The sequence below is a fragment of the Streptomyces sp. B93 genome, assembly GCF_018070565.1.
Taxonomy (GTDB): domain Bacteria; phylum Actinomycetota; class Actinomycetes; order Streptomycetales; family Streptomycetaceae; genus Streptomyces.
In genome coordinates this window covers 1-15,576 of record NZ_JAGPXL010000034.1, presented here as the reverse complement: position 1 = coordinate 15,576, position 15,576 = coordinate 1, and the positions used below count along the sequence as shown (strand labels likewise).

19 protein-coding genes are annotated in these 15,576 nt (G+C 71.4%); 6 read left to right on the top strand and 13 right to left on the bottom strand.

Translation table 11 applies throughout. The features are described 5' to 3' along the window. Positions 1 to 256: 256 nt before the first annotated feature. The 3 genes from KBY47_RS26595 to KBY47_RS26585 form a co-directional block, all read right to left on the bottom strand. A complete protein-coding gene (locus tag KBY47_RS26595; protein WP_210925153.1) occupies positions 257 to 982 on the bottom strand; it encodes a hypothetical protein in 726 nt (241 codons plus the stop codon). A 195-nt stretch (positions 983 to 1,177) separates the two neighbouring features. Then, positions 1,178 to 1,366 (bottom strand): twin-arginine translocase TatA/TatE family subunit, encoded by a 189-nt coding sequence (locus KBY47_RS26590; protein ID WP_210925146.1) that lies wholly within the window; start codon positions 1,364 to 1,366, stop codon positions 1,178 to 1,180. Between the two features lie 68 nt (positions 1,367 to 1,434). Further along, the gene (locus tag KBY47_RS26585) at positions 1,435 to 2,010 is read right to left on the bottom strand and encodes a TerD family protein (protein ID WP_210925257.1); all 576 of its coding nucleotides are present in this window, start codon (positions 2,008 to 2,010) and stop codon (positions 1,435 to 1,437) included. Between the two features lie 204 nt (positions 2,011 to 2,214). Between KBY47_RS26585 and KBY47_RS26580 the strand changes: the two genes are divergently transcribed. After that, positions 2,215 to 2,601 (top strand): BlaI/MecI/CopY family transcriptional regulator, encoded by a 387-nt coding sequence (locus tag KBY47_RS26580; protein WP_210925136.1) that lies wholly within the window; start codon positions 2,215 to 2,217, stop codon positions 2,599 to 2,601. A 6-nt stretch (positions 2,602 to 2,607) separates the two neighbouring features. After that, a complete protein-coding gene (locus tag KBY47_RS26575; protein WP_210925134.1) occupies positions 2,608 to 3,540 on the top strand; it encodes a M56 family metallopeptidase in 933 nt (310 codons plus the stop codon). 66 nt (positions 3,541 to 3,606) lie between these two features. Here KBY47_RS26575 and KBY47_RS26570 read toward each other — a convergent pair whose 3' ends face one another. Both KBY47_RS26570 and KBY47_RS26565 read right to left on the bottom strand, forming a co-directional pair. Next, positions 3,607 to 4,062 (bottom strand): tellurite resistance TerB family protein, encoded by a 456-nt coding sequence (locus tag KBY47_RS26570; RefSeq protein ID WP_210925133.1) that lies wholly within the window; start codon positions 4,060 to 4,062, stop codon positions 3,607 to 3,609. A gap of 163 nt (positions 4,063 to 4,225) precedes the next feature. Next, positions 4,226 to 5,254, bottom strand: a complete 1,029-nt coding sequence (locus tag KBY47_RS26565) for a sporulation protein (protein WP_210925127.1) — start codon at positions 5,252 to 5,254, stop codon at positions 4,226 to 4,228. Between the two features lie 166 nt (positions 5,255 to 5,420). On the opposite strand from KBY47_RS26565, the gene KBY47_RS26560 reads away from it, so the two are divergent. Next, positions 5,421 to 6,788, top strand: a complete 1,368-nt coding sequence (locus KBY47_RS26560) for a hemolysin family protein (RefSeq protein ID WP_210925125.1) — start codon at positions 5,421 to 5,423, stop codon at positions 6,786 to 6,788. Continuing rightward, complete coding sequence (locus KBY47_RS26555) at positions 6,785 to 7,810, top strand: hemolysin family protein (protein WP_210925123.1); 1,026 nt, start codon at positions 6,785 to 6,787, stop codon at positions 7,808 to 7,810. The genes KBY47_RS26560 and KBY47_RS26555 overlap by 4 nt, the downstream gene beginning before the upstream one ends. 57 nt (positions 7,811 to 7,867) lie before the next feature. Here the strand turns inward: KBY47_RS26555 and KBY47_RS26550 are convergent, their stop codons facing one another. Beyond that, positions 7,868 to 8,218, bottom strand: a complete 351-nt coding sequence (locus KBY47_RS26550; protein WP_210925121.1) for a MerR family transcriptional regulator — start codon at positions 8,216 to 8,218, stop codon at positions 7,868 to 7,870. Between the two features lie 529 nt (positions 8,219 to 8,747). Between KBY47_RS26550 and KBY47_RS26545 the strand changes: the two genes are divergently transcribed. Beyond that, positions 8,748 to 9,122 (top strand): hypothetical protein, encoded by a 375-nt coding sequence (locus KBY47_RS26545; RefSeq protein ID WP_210925120.1) that lies wholly within the window; start codon positions 8,748 to 8,750, stop codon positions 9,120 to 9,122. A gap of 126 nt (positions 9,123 to 9,248) precedes the next feature. On the opposite strand, the gene KBY47_RS26540 is transcribed toward KBY47_RS26545, so the two are convergent. From KBY47_RS26540 to nhaA, 5 genes are all read right to left on the bottom strand, one after another. Next, positions 9,249 to 9,575: an SCO5918 family protein gene (locus KBY47_RS26540; RefSeq protein ID WP_210925119.1), complete on the bottom strand. Its 327-nt coding sequence runs from the start codon at positions 9,573 to 9,575 to the stop codon at positions 9,249 to 9,251. A 101-nt stretch (positions 9,576 to 9,676) separates the two neighbouring features. Further along, positions 9,677 to 10,030: a CBS domain-containing protein gene (locus KBY47_RS26535; protein WP_374103112.1), complete on the bottom strand. Its 354-nt coding sequence runs from the start codon at positions 10,028 to 10,030 to the stop codon at positions 9,677 to 9,679. Between the two features lie 55 nt (positions 10,031 to 10,085). Next, positions 10,086 to 11,555 (bottom strand): DEAD/DEAH box helicase, encoded by a 1,470-nt coding sequence (locus KBY47_RS26530; protein WP_210925116.1) that lies wholly within the window; start codon positions 11,553 to 11,555, stop codon positions 10,086 to 10,088. A gap of 180 nt (positions 11,556 to 11,735) precedes the next feature. Beyond that, entirely contained in the window at positions 11,736 to 11,939 is a 204-nt protein-coding gene (locus tag KBY47_RS26525; RefSeq protein ID WP_210925114.1) for a cold-shock protein, read from the bottom strand. Between the two features lie 494 nt (positions 11,940 to 12,433). Continuing rightward, positions 12,434 to 13,711, bottom strand: coding sequence for a Na+/H+ antiporter NhaA (gene nhaA, locus KBY47_RS26520; protein ID WP_210925112.1), 1,278 nt, complete (start codon positions 13,709 to 13,711; stop codon positions 12,434 to 12,436). Positions 13,712 to 14,010: 299 nt separating this feature from the next. On the opposite strand from nhaA, the gene KBY47_RS26515 reads away from it, so the two are divergent. Then, positions 14,011 to 14,514 carry a DUF5994 family protein gene (locus tag KBY47_RS26515; protein ID WP_210925110.1) on the top strand — a complete coding sequence of 168 codons (504 nt, stop codon included), beginning with the start codon at positions 14,011 to 14,013 and terminating at the stop codon, positions 14,512 to 14,514. A gap of 84 nt (positions 14,515 to 14,598) precedes the next feature. Here KBY47_RS26515 and KBY47_RS26510 read toward each other — a convergent pair whose 3' ends face one another. Next, positions 14,599 to 15,012, bottom strand: a complete 414-nt coding sequence (locus KBY47_RS26510) for a DUF5994 family protein (protein WP_210925108.1) — start codon at positions 15,010 to 15,012, stop codon at positions 14,599 to 14,601. Between the two features lie 163 nt (positions 15,013 to 15,175). Next, positions 15,176 to 15,400, bottom strand: a complete 225-nt coding sequence (locus KBY47_RS26505) for a hypothetical protein (RefSeq protein WP_210925106.1) — start codon at positions 15,398 to 15,400, stop codon at positions 15,176 to 15,178. Positions 15,401 to 15,576 lie beyond the last annotated feature (176 nt).

Here is a 15,576-nt window from a genome sequence, read left to right as displayed (position 1 = left end):
CGACGGTCGGCAGGGCGTCCAGGTAGAGGGCGTCCGCCACCTCGTGGCGCGCCGGACGCCGGGACGCTCGCCGTGGCCAGCAGACCGAGCGTCCACAGGGCGAGGGGGGACCGGCCGGGGTACGTACTCACAGCCGGCTCCCAGCGGTGGCCCAGGCCTGGACGGGTTGCGTTCCCAGCTTCATGTCCGCGAAGTCCCGTCCTCCGCCGGGAGGGCGGGCTCCATGCTCCGCGCCGAGTTGGTCATCGGCGGTCCGTCACTTCAGCCCCTCCATCCGCCCTGACTCGGCCCGCTCTTCCTCGCTCTCGAGGCCCCTGCGCACAGTCGCGGTGGCGGAAGCCACCATGGAGGTCAGGAAGACCAGTGCGAGCCCTCCCCAGGCTGCCGGGATCGCCCACAGGGGCCAGTCGCCGGCAGACGCCACCCACAAGACCAGGATGGTCGCGACGCCCAGACCTACGCCGTGCCAGCGCACCACCGAGGCGGCCTGCTCGTGACCGCGTCTGCCCCGTGCGAAGAGCGACCACAGTGCTCCGGCGAGGGCGATCACACCGAACGAGAAGCAGGCGAAGGCGCCCCCGAGGCGGTCCTCGGGCCAACCCACGGGGCCGTCGGAGGTCTGCTGGCTCCGGCCGTCGGCGTCCCGCAGCTCGACGACCTGGCCGTACCAGATCAGCCCCACGACCTCGTCGCCCGGCTCCAGTTGTGACGCCACTGGCTCGGTGTTGCGGAACGTCACTCTCCACGGCTTGCCGGACGGCAGCAACAGCTCCGCCTGCGCCGACTGGTTCCGCTCACCGCGGTGCATGTCGGCCTTCCGCACGGTGAAGTCCTGCTCCCACAGGCACCTTGACGCCTCCGCGGGGGCGGAGGCGCACGCCGGCGCGGCATGGAACTCCCGCTCCCGCTCCAGCGCCCCGCGGACCTCGTAGGCCGATGCCACCCCGGCGAGGAGCGCCACGACGGCGAGCGTCAGCCACATCACTGCCCGTCCCGACCGGTCCATCCTTGGTCCCACCGCCCCGTGTGCTGCCCGGCCTGATACACCCTCATCCGAACACGCCGGACGAAAGCTGCCCATGCCCGTCACCAGCAGTTGACGGCGCTCCGAGGTTGCCGGGCGACGGAAGCCGGTCCTGGCCAGTCCCCAGGACCGGGGCCGGACCGCCCCGCGCCGCTACAGCCTCGGCCTGTCCTCCGGTTGTCCGGGCGGGGTGGGGGGTTCCGTGTCCTTCATGGCGCGGGCCTCGGACTTGAGGATGCGGGCCGACTTGCCCGCGGAGCGGGCCAGGTCGGGGAGTCTCTTGGCGGCGAGGACGGCTATCACCACGATGAGGATGACGGCGAGTTCGCTCAGTCCGAACATGCGGGTCCTGTCCTTTTCGTCGTCGCTCCCGCCCGCTGACCGTGCGGGCGAGCGGGCAAGGCTGGCTGTCAGACGTTGACGCCGAAGTCGGCCGCGATGCCGGAGAGTCCGGAGGCGTAGCCCTGTCCGACCGCGCGGAACTTCCACTCGGAGCCGTGGCGGTACAGCTCGCCGAAGACCATGGCCGTCTCGGTCGAGGCGTCCTCGGACAGGTCGTAGCGGGCGATCTCCGCACCGCCCGCCTGGTTGACGATGCGGATGAAGGCGTTGCGGACCTGGCCGAAGCTCTGGCCGCGGCTCTCGGCGTCGTGGATGGAGACCGGGAAGACGACGCGGTCGACCTCGGCGGGTACGGCGGCGAGGTTCACCTTGATCGCCTCGTCGTCGCCCTCGCCCTCACCGGTGAGGTTGTCGCCGGTGTGCTCGACCGAGCCGTCGGGGCTGGTGAGGTTGTTGTAGAAGACGAAGTGCCGGTCCGACAGGACCTTTCCGGAGGTGTCGAGCAGGAGCGCGGAGGCGTCGAGGTCGTAGTCGGTGCCGGTGGTGGTGCGGACGTCCCAGCCCAGGCCGACGAGCACGGCGGTCAGGCCCGGAGCCTCCTTGCTGAGCGAGACGTTGCCACCCTTGGCCAGGGAAACTCCCACTGCGTACTCCTCCTTGGACTCGGTCTCACGGTCTGCTCGGTGGGGCATGTCGTGGCCCCGACGGGGCCCATGCCGGAGTTCTGAATCTACAGCACTGTAGAAGAGTGTGGGGTGAGGACGGCGTGCGCGAGGTCCCTGCGCGGCCGTCGGGCCTCTATACGATGGCCGGTCGGGAAAACGGCGGCGGCGGAAGGGAGACAGGGCGTGACCGATCAGCGGCAGTCCCGGCGGCGGGGACAGGGTGAGCTGGAGGCGCTGGTCCTGTCGGCGCTGCGGGCGGCGGACGAACCGGCGACGGCGGGCTGGGTGCAGGAGCGCCTCGGCGGTGACCTCGCCTATACGACCGTGATCACGATCCTGACCCGGCTGCTGGCCAAGGGCGCGGTGACGCGCGAGCGCGTCGGCCGGTCCTTCGTGTGGACGTCGGCGTCGGACGAGGCGGGCCTCGCGGCGCACCGGATGCGCAAGGTGCTGGACGCCGAGAGCGACCGGCAGGCGGTGCTGGCCAGCTTCGTGACCGGGCTCGGCCCGGACGACGAGCGTCTGCTGCGGGAACTGCTGCGTCGCACCCGGGGCGAAGGGGAAGACTGACGCCTCATGGGGGTCTTCGTCTTTCTGCCGCTGGTCCTGCCGTTGACGGCGTGGCCGATCGCCCGTCTGGCCGAACAGCACCTGCACCCGCGGGCCGCGACCCGGCTGCTGACCTGGGTGGCCGCCGTGATGGCGACGTGCAGCACGGTCTGCCTCGGGCTGGTCATGGTGGTCGGCACCGCCCAGCTGCCCGGCAACCCGCTGCCCGACGGCTGGTCCGATCCCGAGGTGCGGGCGGCGCTGCCGTACGACGAGGTGGTCGGCAAGGCCGCCATCCCCGCGCTGTTCGCCGTGCTGGTGGCCTGTGGCCGGACGCTGTGGCGGCACGGCCGGGTGCGCCGCGGCGCCCACCGGGCACTGTCCGGGCTGCCGGGCACCGAGGTGGTCGTACTGCCGGACGGGGTGCCTTACGCGTACGCGCTGCCCGGCGGTCGCCGGGACCGGGTCGTCGTGACCACGGCGATGCTGGAGTGCCTCGAACCGGCCGAGCGCCGGGCGCTGTTCGCCCACGAGCGCGCTCACCTCGCCGCCCGGCACCACCGGTTCCTGCTCACCGTACGGCTGGCCGCGCGGGCGAACCCCTTCCTGCGTCCGCTGTGTACGGCGGTGTCGTACTCGGCGGAACGGTGGGCCGACGAGGAGGCTGCGCAGTCGGTGGGCAGCCGTCGGGTCGTGGCACGCGCGATCGGCAAGGCGGCGCTGGTGTCCCGGGGCACCCCGCTGCCCACGCTGCTGGCGTTCGCCGCCGCGGGGCCGGTGCCACGGCGGGTGGCGGCGCTGCTCGGTCCGGCGCCTGTCGTACGCAGTTGGCCCTCGCTGTTCACCACCGTCGGCCTGGCGGCCTGGGGCGCGGCCGTGGGGACGGCCGTCTCGGCGATGTCGTCGGCGAACTCTGCCGTGACGATGTTCCTCATCCTGCACGCCGCCACGCCCCTGTGACCGGGCGGCGAGGCCCGTCTCCCGGCCGTCCGGCGCCCGGGAGGCGCCGGACGCGGGTCCCGTCGGTCAGAGGTCGAACTCGTGCGGCGGCAGGTCGAGGGTGAAGCAGGCCTCACGGACCACGGCCTGCTCGGTCTTGTCGAAGTCGCCGTCGGCGCCGCCGATGACGATGCCGATCTGGATGACGGCACGTGCCTCGGCGGGCTTCTTCTTCGCCTTGGCGACCTCCTGGAGCACGCTCACCTTGCCGAAGTCGAAGTCGGCGGTGAGCTTGTCGAGATTGGCCTCGAAGCGCCGCTGCAAGTCCATGGCGTCGAAGTTCTGGAGCACCTCGTTGGTGGCGATGAGCTGGGCCACGCGCCGCCGCTCGGACGGGTCGATGGTGCCGTCGGCGGCGGCGACCAGGGCGCACATCGCCATGCTCGCGTCCCGGAAGGCGCCGCTCTTGAGGTCGTTCTTCTTCGCCATGAGCTGGGTCTGCATCGTCGACGCGGACTCCTTGAGGCGGTCCCACAGGGCCATGCGAACTCCATATGGTCGGTCGGGGGCCCGGCCCGCCCTGGCGGCGGCCCGTTGCCCCATGAGTATCTACAGCAATGTAGAAACTCGCGGCGGGCCGGACAAGTTCCGCCCGTTCGCCGGGGGTTTGTTCGGACAGCGGGTGCCCGGCCGCCGCCCGCCCCCGTCAGCCCTCCTCTTCCCCCGCCTCCTCCTCGTCCTCGCCCTCGAAGAAGTCGCCGACCTCGTCGACGACCTCCGCCGCGACCATGCCACCGGCCACCCCGACGGCGAGCCCGGCGGCCCCCGCGGCGACGGCGGTTCCCATACCGGGGCCGGAGCGGTGACCGTCGTGTCCGTGTCCCGGACCGTGTCCGTGACTGTGGCCGTGACTCTGGCCGTACGGGTCCCCGTGGCCGTAGGCGCTGTGGGAGCCGTACGCCGCCCGGTGCTCCACCAGCTGGCGGATCCAGCCGTCGACGACGGTGTTCCAGTCCTGGTGTTCGACACCCTCGTGGGGGACGGTGAACCGGGTCAGCGTGTCATGGCCGGAGGTGAACAGACCGCCGCGCTTGTCCGCCTCCAGGACGACTTCCACGCCGCCGGGGTTGGTCAGGAAGGTCACCTCGATCTCGTTGACCTGGTGCGCGTACTGCGGCGCCGGGGTCAGCTCGATCTCCTGGTAGAAGGGCAGTTGCTGGCCGGTGCCGCCGATGCGGCCGTACTCCAGGTCCGCGGACCGGAAACCGAAGCCGAGCTGGCCGAGGGCTTCGAGGATCGCCTCCTGGACGGGCAGCGGGGCGACGGTCAGCTGGTCCAGGTCGCCCTTGTCCCGTGCCCCGGCGACCGCCAGTTCGGTGCGCACCCCGAGGACGACGCCCAGGCCCTGCCCGTACAGCTCGGTGACCGGGGTCTCCCACGGCAGCGTCACGCCGAACGGCACGGCGCGCGGCTCGCCCGCGGCGAGACGGAAGCCGCCGCCGACGGTGAACCGGCCGAAGGCGACCACGCCCTCGCTCTCCCCGCCGTCGTGCTCGGCCTCGACCCGCGCCACCAGTTCCAGGGTGATGTGCTCGATGTCGAAGTCGGCGTCTCCGCCCTTGAGTTGGACCTGCCCGGACAGGGTCTGGCCGGGGCGTGCGGCGCCCGGGTCGAGGACCGTGTCCACCGTGGGACCGCCCACACCGAGCGAACCGAGCAGTCGTTTGAACACCATCGTGGCGTCCACTCCTTCCTTTACAGTTGGTGTAGAGCAAGGAGATCATGCCTCCCACCATCACAGTCAGTAGAAGGAGCGACGTTCCCCCGATGGGTGAGCCTCCCAGTACCGGCCGTGCCGCGACCCGCCGACCCCGTGCCACCGAGGGAGCGGGGGTGGCACGGTGACCGCGATCCTGCTGCTCCTGCTGGCCCTCCTCCTCACCCTGGCCTGTGCGGTGTTCGTCGCGGCCGAGTTCTCCCTGACCACCGTCGAGCGCGGTGAGCTGGAACGTGCCGCCGAGGCGGGCGAGCGCGGCGCCGACGGCGCGCTGAAGGCCGTACGACGTCTGACCCTCCAGCTCTCCGGTGCCCAACTCGGCATCACCGTCACCTCCCTGGTGATCGGCATGCTCGCCGAGCCGTCGCTGGCGGCGCTGCTGCGCGGGCCGCTGGCGGCCACGGGCCTGGGCGGGGCGGCCTCGCCGACGGCGACCGTGCTGGGTGTGGCGGTCTCCACCGTCGTACTGATGGTGGTGGGCGAACTGGTGCCCAAGAACTGGGCGATCTCCCGCCCGCTGGCGGTCGCCAAGGTGGTCGCGGACCCGCAGCGCGGCTTCACCGCGGCCTTCGGCCCGTTCATCCGCCATCTGAACGACACCGCGAACCGTTTCGTACGCCGCTTCGGCCTGGAGCCCGCCGAGGAACTGGCCTCCGCGCGCAGCCCCGAGGAACTCATCGCCCTCGCCCGGCACTCGGCCGCCGAGGGCGCGCTGGAAGCGGACTCCGCCGAACTGTTCGTCCGCACCCTGCACCTGGGCGAGCTGACCGCCGAGAACGTGATGACCCCGCGGGTCGACGTACGGGCCCTGGAGGCGCACGCCACCGCGGCCGACGCCGCGAACCTGACGTACGCGACCGGGCTGTCCCGCTTCCCGGTCTACCGCGACAGCCTCGACGAGGTCGTCGGCACCGTCCACATCCGCGACGTACTCGCCCTGGAACCGGAGAAACGGGCGGTCACCACGGTCATGGAGCTGGCCACCGAGCCGTTGCTGGTGCCGGACAGCCTGACGGCCGACCGGCTGCTGGAACGGCTGCGCGCGCACCGCACCATGGCCGTCGTCATCGACGAGTACGGCGGTACGGCGGGCGTGGCCACCATGGAGGACATCGTGGAGGAGGTCGTCGGCGAGGTCCGCGACGAGCACGACCCCGTCGAGGCCCCCGGCCTGCTGCCCGCCCCGAGCACCGGCGACGGGCGCGCGGTCTGGGAGGCGGACGGCAGCGTACGCCTGGACGAACTGGCCGCCATAGGGCTCACCGCGCCCGACGGCCCCTACGAGACCGCGGCCGGTCTGGTGGCCACCCGCCTCGCCCGCATCCCCGCCCAGGGCGACACCGTCGACGTCGACGGCTGGCGGCTGGAGGTGGTGGAGGTCGAGCACCACCGCGCGGAACGGGTCCGCATCACGGCTCCCGCCCCGGCCGACACCGACACCGATGCCGACACCGATGTCGCCGCTGCGGACCAGCCGGGGGTGGCCCGATGACCGTCGTCCAACTCCTCATCGGCGCCCTGACACTGCTGACCAACGCCTTCTTCGTCGGCGGTGAGTTCGCGCTGATCTCGGTGCGCCGCAGCCAGATCGAACCCCGCGCCCGCCAGGGCGACGCACGGGCCCGGATGACCCTGTGGGGCCTGGAACACCTCTCGGCGATGATGGCGACCGCCCAACTGGGCATCACCGTCTCCTCGCTGGTCCTCGGCGCGGTCGCCGAACCCGCCATGGCGCACCTGCTGGAGCCCGCCTTCGAGGCGGCCCGCGTCCCGCACGGCCTGGTCCACCCCATCGCGTTCGTCATCGCGCTCACCCTGGCGACGTATCTGCACATGCTGATCGGCGAGATGGTCCCGAAGAACATCGCCCTCGCCGCGCCCGTGGCCACCGCGCTGCTCCTCGGCCCGCCCCTGGTGGCCCTCACCCGCGCGCTGCGCCCGGTCGTCTTCGGCATCAACGCCTTCGCCAACACGCTGCTGAAACTGCTGCGCGTCGAGCCGAAGGACGAGGTCGAGGCCGTCTTCACCGACGACCAGCTGGCCCGCATGGTCGTGGACGCCAGCGAGGCGGGGCTGCTGTCGCCCGCCGACGGCGAACGCCTGCGCGACGCCCTGGAGCTGGGCACCCGCCCGGTCGGCGAGATCCTCGTGCCGACGCAGCGGATGCGTACGGTGGACGCCTCGGTCACCCCGGCCCGGCTGGAACGCGTGGCCGCCCAGGCGGGCTACTCCCGCTTCCCGGTCGTCGGCCCCGAGGACACCCTGCTCGGCTATCTGCACATCAAGGACACCCTCGGCGTCCCCGACCGCGACCGCCCCTTCCCCACCACCGCCCTGCACCCGGTCACCCGGGTCGACATCGACACCCCCCTGGACGACACCCTCACCGCCCTGCGCGCCGAGGGCAGCCACCTGGCCGCCGTACTCGGCGGGAGCGGCAAGGTGATCGGCTTCGTGACGATGGAGGACGTGCTGTCGGAACTGGTGGGCCCGGCTTCGGCCACCGCGCCGTGACCGCCCGCGTGTCCGGGGCCCGGGCCGCGGCACGCGCCAGGAACACGCCCCGCGTCTTCAGGCGGAGCCGGAGCCGGCACGGCCCGCCGGTTCGCCGGCGGCGCGACGGTACTCGGCGTTGATGCGCTGTGCTTCCTCGAGCTGGTCCTCAAGGATGACGATGCGGCACGCGGCCTCGATCGGAGTCCCCTTGTCGACGAGTTCCCGGGCGCGCGCGGCGATCCGTAGTTGGTAGCGGGAGTACCGGCGATGTCCTCCCTCCGAGCGGAGCGGAGTGATCAGACGAGCCTCCCCGATGGCTCGGAGGAAGGCCGGGGTGGTGCCGAGCATCTCGGCTGCCCGGCCCATTGAGTACGCCGGGTAGTCGTCGTCGTCCAGACGATCATTCAGGGGGTTGTCCGATGTCATGTCACCTCGCTGTGCAACGCGTCGAGGGGCCCTGGTGCCGTACGGCACCAGGGCCCCGAAGGAAATTGAACACCATCTGTCGGCCCTACTGCTGTGCCGACCTTCTGTTTCCGCTCCCGGCCCGGCAGAGGGGGGTGCGGGGGGATCGCAGCTGCTTGACCGGGGACCACCATCCATTCCGGGGTCTTGCGGTACCCGGACCGAGTGAAGTGTTTCCCGGGCCGGGCGATCCTGATGGCGTCTGCTCCTCCGTTCCTCTCTGGACCTGCTTTGCGTGAAGCACCCGCCAGTTCGTGTCTGGCGGATCTCATCGACCTGTGTCTACGAGAAGAAGCATACCCACGTCGGGAGCGAAAAGCTACTCCAGCAAGTGGAGATTTCACTCTTCAGGCGGAGGAGGAACCCTGCCGTGACCGGACCGCCCTGTTGGGCGGAAGCCGCCTGGTCGCGCACGCGGTCACTTCGACCCCGCGGTCACTTCAACCCCGCAGGGGCTTCGGGTACGGGTGGCCGAATAAGCTCTGCGGTCATGTCGAACCCTGATGAGTTGCTCGTCGCCATTGCCGCCGCGGTGGAGTCCGAGCGGAGCAATCAGATGTCGCTGACCGTGGTCGTCGGCGGCGCCGTCATCACCGGCCGGCTCGCTCCGGAGGCCGTATGGAGGGAGCGGGTGGCGGAGGTGCTGAAGGACTCCGACCGTCTCGGCCCGTTCTCGGACGTCCTCGCGCGCAGTCCGCGAGGGGACCGGCCCGGTCGCGGCGAGACGCCCACGCATCTGCACTTTCATCTCGCCCGGATTCTGCAGGGCAGCCTCGGCATCCCGGAGACGGGTGGCATGTACCGGGTCGCCATCAAGGACGTCAGCGCTTGGACCGTAGGAGATCTCGTCCACTTCGACCGGTGAGAGGCTGTCTCCGCCCCGTCGCCCGGTCGGCGCTTTCCGAGCGGACGGCGACATAGCGGTGGGGGCCCTGCCGACGCGCGTCGGCAGGGCCCCCACCGGGCTCCTGAGGCGGTTTCCCGCCGGTCCTCACGCCGCCACGGGTCCGGTGCCGCCGAGCAGGGCGGACGCGGTGGCGAGGGGGAGGAGGGCGGGCGCTCCCTTGCTCACGGGCGTTCCCCGGGGGCGGTCGTGGCAGGTGAAGCCGAGACGCGTCATGGCCCGCACGACTTCGCCGACGGTGAAGTCACGGGGGTCCTGGCGTGTGATGACCTGGCCCACCTGCTTGGCGGGGTAGCGGCGGCGGCCGATGGTCACGGTCGCACCCGTGACGAGTTCGGGCCTGACGCCCTTCATCGAGGCCAGCACCCCGGTCCGGGTCAGGTCGAACGGGTACCGGGCGATGACGCAGCGCATGATGCCTCACAGGGGAGAAGCCGCGGCGGGGAGGTCGCGGGGGAGGAGTCGCGGGGGTGGTAGCGGGGAGAAGGAGAACGGGCCGCCCGGGGCAGGACGGATCAGCAGGAGAGGGCGGGTACGCCGGGGACGCGGACGTACGCACCGGCACCGCCCGAGCGGCCACCGGGCGAGGGCGGCGATTCGCCGAGAACGTCCCGCAGACGAATCCGGTCCGTGTACGCGGAACTGTCGCGGAGAACGGCGAGCCGGGCCCGGGTGACCAGACCCGTGCTCTGGTGGTCCCCGTCGCACACGGTCAGGTACTCGACCCGGGCACCCGCCATGAGGGCCAGAGCCACCTCGACGGTCATGTCGTCACCCACCTGAGGCCCGTGCTCTTCGATGACCTCGACCCCGGTCACGGGGACGAAGGGATGCAGCGTGCCGTAGTAGTGCGTCCGCGCTGGCGTCAAGGGTGTCTCCTTCGGTGGGGGCATGGTCGGCCTTCGGTGGGGGATGGTCGGCGGCCTAGGCAGCCGAGTTGTTGCCGGGCCGCCGCTGTGCCCTGCGGCGCACCATCGGCCCGGCAGGTCGGCCCTGGCCGCCGCTGCGGCCCTGGCGGTCCCGGGGCGGCGAAGAGGCGCGGCGGGGTCGCCGCTCCACGACAGGCGCGGTGATGACCACGGGTACCCCGGAGGGCGCTTGGGCTCCTGTGATGCGGCTCAGCTCCGCCTCGCCCGAGCGGATCGGGGTGACGCGCGGGCTGATGCCGGCCAGGTCCATCAGCCGGGTCATGCCGCGGCGTTGCCCGGGGGTCACCAGGGTGACCACGCTGCCGGACTCCCCGGCGCGGGCCGTACGGCCGCCACGGTGCAGATAGTCCTTGTGGTCGCTGGGCGGATCCACGTTGACGACCAGGTCGAGGCTGTCGACGTGGATGCCGCGGGCCGCGACGTTGGTCGCCACCAGGACGGTGACGTGACCGTCCTTGAACTGCGCGAGTGTCCGGGTGCGCTGGGGCTGGGACCGGCCGCCGTGCAGGGCGGCGGCGCGCACACCGCTGTTCAGCAGGTGCTTCGTCAGCCGGTCCACGGCGTGCTTGGTGTCCAGGAACATGATGACCCGGCCGTCCCGGGCCGCGATCTCGGTGGTGGTGCGGTGCTTGTCCGCGTCGTGCACGTGGAGTACGTGGTGTTCCATCGTGGTGACGGCACCGGCCGACGGGTCGACGGAGTGCACCACAGGGTCGGTCAGGTAGCGGCGGACCAGCAGGTCGACGTTGCGGTCCAGGGTGGCCGAGAACAGCATCCGCTGGCCCTCGGGGCGCACTTGGTCGAGCAGGGCGGTGACCTGGGGCATGAAACCCATGTCGGTCATCTGGTCGGCCTCGTCGAGAACCGTGACGTCGACGTCGGTGAGTCGGCAGTCGCCCCGGTCGATGAGGTCCTTGAGGCGACCGGGCGTCGCGACGACCACCTCGGCGCCGGCGCGCAGCGCACCGGCCTGCCTGCCGATGGACATTCCGCCGACGACGGTGGTGAGCCTCAGCTTCACGGAGCGGGCGTATGGAGCGAGCGAGTCGGTGACCTGCTGGGCCAGCTCACGGGTGGGGACGAGAACCAGGGCCAGCGGCCGGCGCGGCTCGGCCCGCCGTCCCGCCGTACGGGCCAGCACCGGGAGGCCGAAGGCGAGGGTCTTGCCCGACCCGGTACGCCCGCGACCGAGTACGTCACGGCCCGCCAGGGAGTTGGGCAGGGTCGCAGCCTGGATCGGGAACGGCGCCGTCACGCCTTCATGGCCGAGCGCGGCCAGCAACGGAGCCGGCATGGCGAGATCGGCGAACGACTCGACAGGGGGCAAAGGGGGCGTGACCGTCTTCGGCAGGGCGAACTCGCCCCGCGCCGACCGTCGGGTTTCGTAGCCGTTGGATTGGCGCGGAACGCCGGAGCGGTCGAGTGTGCGATGGGTGCGTGCGCGGGTGGTACGGGTGCGGTTCATGCGGAACCTTCCTCGATGCGGGCACGTATCAAGGAATTCCGCAGCGAAGTGAGCGGCGCAGAGAATCGCGAGAACGGGCCGAGAAATGACAGGGGAGAATCACCCTGGAAATGAAGCGAGCTGGGGCCCGCACCCCAAGGTGCGGGCCCCAGCTGCGAAGTATGCGTCAGTGCCGGAGCGTCAGGCGGGAACGATGTTCTCGGCCGTCGGACCCTTCTGGCCCTGCGCGACGTCGAACGACACCTTCTGGCCCTCCAGCAGCTCGCGGAAGCCCTGGGCGGCGATGTTGGAGTAGTGGGCGAAGACGTCGGCGCCGCCGCCGTCCTGCTCGATGAAGCCGAAGCCCTTTTCCGCGTTGAACCACTTCACGGTGCCAGTAGCCATTGTTTCTCCTTCGGAGGCGGTGTACGGGAATACGCCCTGTGCGTATTCCGGTGTCGCCGTGATGATCAGCCGTCGGAAAAACCTTCTGGCAACCACACCTGCAACTGAGATCGACAGTAGCACGGTGCGATCGGCCTTGCACGATGGATAATTCCGCTCCGCCGGTCGGCCGAGGAATGCTCCCCGTACTTGAACCCTATTTCTCATTTCGCGGATACAGATATTGCTCCCCGTGGGCGCGGATTTCCTGCCGTGACGCCCGCCCACAGCCCTCTGACCTCCCTCGACGGGCCGTGTGCCACCCACTCCCGCACCAGCGGACGGCACAATGGCGAGCGCGCCGGGGACTCCTGTACTGCAACAAGGGTCACATCCCCGCGACGGCGTTGACGGGCGTCTCGTACGAAGTCCGGTCGATGGTGATCAGTACGGGGGCGGTCAGGCGGATGCTTGGGAGACGCCGGACTCGCGCGAAGGGCCCCGGCACCCCGGCATCAGACGTCGGGGATGCCGCCGGCATCCTCGTCGCGGCTCTCCGCCTCCCAGAGTCTGCGGTAGACGCGGTCACGACGTTTGACCAGCAGCGCGGCGGTGCCCGCGGCGAGCACCGAGCCCAGCAGGACCGCGGCCTTGATCTGCCCGGTGGCCGCGGGGTCGGGGAAGGACACCTCGGCGATCAGGAGGGCGACCGTGAACCCGATGCCGGACAGCACCGCGAGGGCGAAGACGTCGGCCCAGGCCAGATCGGGGTTGAGCCGGGCGCGGGTGAACCGGGCGGCGAGGTAGGTTCCGGTGAAGATCCCCACCGACTTGCCGACGACCAGTCCCAGCAGCACGCCCAGCGGCTCCGGTCGGGTGAACGTCTCGCCCAGCATGCCGGGCGAGATACTCACTCCGGCGGCGAACAGGGCGAACAGCGGTACGGCGAAGCCGGCGGACACCGGGCGCAGGAGGTACTCGGCGCGTTCCCCGGGCGAGGAGTCCTCCCCCGCTTCCGGGTCCCGGACGCAGCGCAGGGCCAGGCCCATGGCCACGCCGGACACGGTGGCGTGCACACCGCCGTTGTAGGTCAGCCCCCAGATGGCCACGCCCAGCGGCACGTACCACCACCAGCCGCGCACCCGGAACCGCTGCAACAGGTAGAACACCACCAGCCCGGCGAAGGCCCCGCCGAGCGCGGCCGGTCGCAGACCACCGGAGAAGAACACCGCCACGACCAGGATCGCGCCCAGGTCGTCGACGACCGCGAGGGTCAGCAGGAAGGCCCGCAGAGCGGTGGGCAGGTGGGTGCTGAGCACGGCGAGCACCGCCAGGGCGAAGGCGATGTCGGTGGCCATCGGCACCGCCCAGCCACCCGCCCGCCCGCCTCCGGCCGTGACCGCGGCCAGGTAGATCGCCGCGGGTACCACCATGCCGCAGACCGCGGCGACGACCGGCAGGAGCGCCATGGCCGGGGTACTCAGCCCGCCGACCAGGAGTTCGCGCTTGAGTTCGATCCCGGCGACCAGGAAGAAGACGGTGAGCAGCCCGTCGGCGGTCCAGTGCTGCACCGAAAGGTCCAGGCCCAGCACGGGTACGCCGAAGTGGACGTCACGCAGCGACTCGTAGCCCCCGCTCCACGGGGTGTTCGCCCACACCAGCGCGACCAGGGCGGCGCCCAGCAGCACCAGGCCGCCGACGGTCTCCGTCCGCAGCGCGCGGGCCACCTGCACGCGTTCCGGCCAGGGCAGCAGCCCGAGAAAGACCGAACGCTCACGCGGTGCAGCAGACAAGGGGAAACCTCCGGGGTACCGCCACGTGGCCACAAGAAACCCCGCCCCGCGCACCTTCCGGCGCGTTCCGCCCACGCTATCGTGACCGTCCTCCCGGCATGTGCACCTGCGCCGGACGCATCGGGATGCCCGGCCGAGCAGTGCCGGGAAGCCGCCTGCCCCGGGGCCGCCGCGGGCCAGCCGGTGAGTGCCGGCGCCCCGGGGACCCGGTGTGCCCCCCCTGGGCCGCCGTCGGCCGAGGAGTACCGTGAAGCGCAGAGGGTTTTGGTGCTGTCGTTTCCGGTAGGCAGGCGAGCGCGATGTCCGAGTCAGATGCCCCGCGGGTGACCAGGCTCCTGCCCGACGCCGTCCATCAGGCGGTGCCACGACCAGGGACGGCCGTGGTGCGGCTGGAGACGACCCACGACCGGCAGGGCGCGCTCGACGGGGCGTGGTGGCCACGTTCCCGCGATATCGCCAGTGAACTCCCCGGCCTGGTCACGGCGCTGTCCGAGTATCTCGGGCCCATCACCCGGGTCGGCCTGGACGGCGACGCCTGGGACGGACTGCCGACGAGGATGACGATCGGCGGCCGTATCGTCCACATCGACTCGTTCCCGGTCGGTGACGACACCATCCTCGTCACTCGGGGCGACAAGGATCTCTTCTCCCTCCTCGTCGTCCCGCCGCACGCGACGCGCGACGCCGCGCGCGCCGCCATGGCCGCGGCCGTTCGCGCCGGCGGTCAGACGACGGCGGAACAGATTCTCATCGACACCGGCACCGGGCGAGCTGACCCGGGGGACCCGGGGCAACCGACCTGATCGTGCGCGTGCCCCAGGAGCGGCGCGCAGGGGCCCGGCGGCGGGCGGAGGGCTCGGCGCGGCGGACGGGTGCCGCTCTGCCGTTCACCTTGTCGGGGACGCGGACGCGGCCATGAGCAGAGCGGCCGACGACGAACTGGTCGGCGGCGGAACCACGAGAAGGTCCCAGCAGCCCGCGGTGTAGGACTGCAACAGGATCCTGTGCCGATTCGACGAATCGGTGAAACGGTCGACCGTCACCTCGTGGTCATTGACGACTACCAGACCGCCCGGGACGGGCCACCAGTGGCGGGGGTTGACGGCGACATGGGTGAGGCGGCCCCACAGCGGATCGATCACGTCGGCCAGTTCGCCGAGTTCACGCGCCAGGTCGCGGGTGCGGGGCCACCAAGCACCGTCCGGCCGCCCGAAGCGGCTGGCAGAGCCGAGAACGAGGCGCGCGGACCGCGGACGGAAGGGTGCCGCGTGCGGAAGGAGCTGGGTGGTGTTCAAGGTCATGGTGACACGCCTGACTGCGGGGCTTCGTCGCCGGACGGAGCACCCGGTGGTGTTTCACCGAGGACGGGACCGGCGACGGTGCCGACCCGCGAAAGCCCTCGACACCCTTGAGGCTACTCCTCGAACCGTTCTGACAGGGGCACCTCTGACCTGGGCACCGTCCTCAGCGGCTGGATTCCAGCCAAGAACGGGCCGGTTCCTCCACCCGGGTCGTGTCCACGGTGAGTTCGAGACGGGTCCCGCCTTCGGCGCCCGCGGGGAAGCTGCGCTGCTCGGTCGCGGCGAAGCTGTGGCGGAGCACCTGGGCCACCCGACGGGCGACCTCGGGTGACGCGGCGACGACCTGGACCTCGGCGTACCCGGCGGGGGGCGGTTCCTGGGACGTCATGGCGACCTCGCTGCGCGTCGGAGAGGGGATGTCGGTCACTGTACTCCGGCGTACCCGTTCGGACGCCGCGAAGAGTACGCCGACGGGACCGGGGACACTCCGCGCACGGGCATTCGCGCCCGTGTCGTTCCTGGTTGTACCCCACCCGGCCCTCTGACCCCCCGGCCCCCTGACCC

What these genes read in the sequence shown, in the direction of transcription:
- KBY47_RS26595 (WP_210925153.1), bottom strand. Translation starts at nt 982, where the DNA reads ATGTGGCTGACGCTCGCCGTCGTGGCGCTCCTCGCCGGGGTGGCATCG.
- KBY47_RS26590 (WP_210925146.1), bottom strand. Translation starts at nt 1,366, where the DNA reads ATGTTCGGACTGAGCGAACTCGCCGTCATCCTCATCGTGGTGATAGCC.
- KBY47_RS26575 (WP_210925134.1), top strand. Translation starts at nt 2,608, where the DNA reads ATGGGGGTCTTCGTCTTTCTGCCGCTGGTCCTGCCGTTGACGGCGTGG.
- KBY47_RS26570 (WP_210925133.1), bottom strand. Translation starts at nt 4,062, where the DNA reads ATGGCCCTGTGGGACCGCCTCAAGGAGTCCGCGTCGACGATGCAGACC.
- KBY47_RS26565 (WP_210925127.1), bottom strand. Translation starts at nt 5,254, where the DNA reads ATGGTGTTCAAACGACTGCTCGGTTCGCTCGGTGTGGGCGGTCCCACG.
- KBY47_RS26555 (WP_210925123.1), top strand. Translation starts at nt 6,785, where the DNA reads ATGACCGTCGTCCAACTCCTCATCGGCGCCCTGACACTGCTGACCAAC.
- KBY47_RS26550 (WP_210925121.1), bottom strand. Translation starts at nt 8,218, where the DNA reads ATGACATCGGACAACCCCCTGAATGATCGTCTGGACGACGACGACTAC.
- KBY47_RS26545 (WP_210925120.1), top strand. Translation starts at nt 8,748, where the DNA reads ATGTCGAACCCTGATGAGTTGCTCGTCGCCATTGCCGCCGCGGTGGAG.
- KBY47_RS26540 (WP_210925119.1), bottom strand. Translation starts at nt 9,575, where the DNA reads ATGCGCTGCGTCATCGCCCGGTACCCGTTCGACCTGACCCGGACCGGG.
- KBY47_RS26530 (WP_210925116.1), bottom strand. Translation starts at nt 11,555, where the DNA reads ATGAACCGCACCCGTACCACCCGCGCACGCACCCATCGCACACTCGAC.
- KBY47_RS26525 (WP_210925114.1), bottom strand. Translation starts at nt 11,939, where the DNA reads ATGGCTACTGGCACCGTGAAGTGGTTCAACGCGGAAAAGGGCTTCGGC.
- KBY47_RS26515 (WP_210925110.1), top strand. Translation starts at nt 14,011, where the DNA reads ATGTCCGAGTCAGATGCCCCGCGGGTGACCAGGCTCCTGCCCGACGCC.
- KBY47_RS26510 (WP_210925108.1), bottom strand. Translation starts at nt 15,012, where the DNA reads ATGACCTTGAACACCACCCAGCTCCTTCCGCACGCGGCACCCTTCCGT.
- KBY47_RS26505 (WP_210925106.1), bottom strand. Translation starts at nt 15,400, where the DNA reads ATGACGTCCCAGGAACCGCCCCCCGCCGGGTACGCCGAGGTCCAGGTC.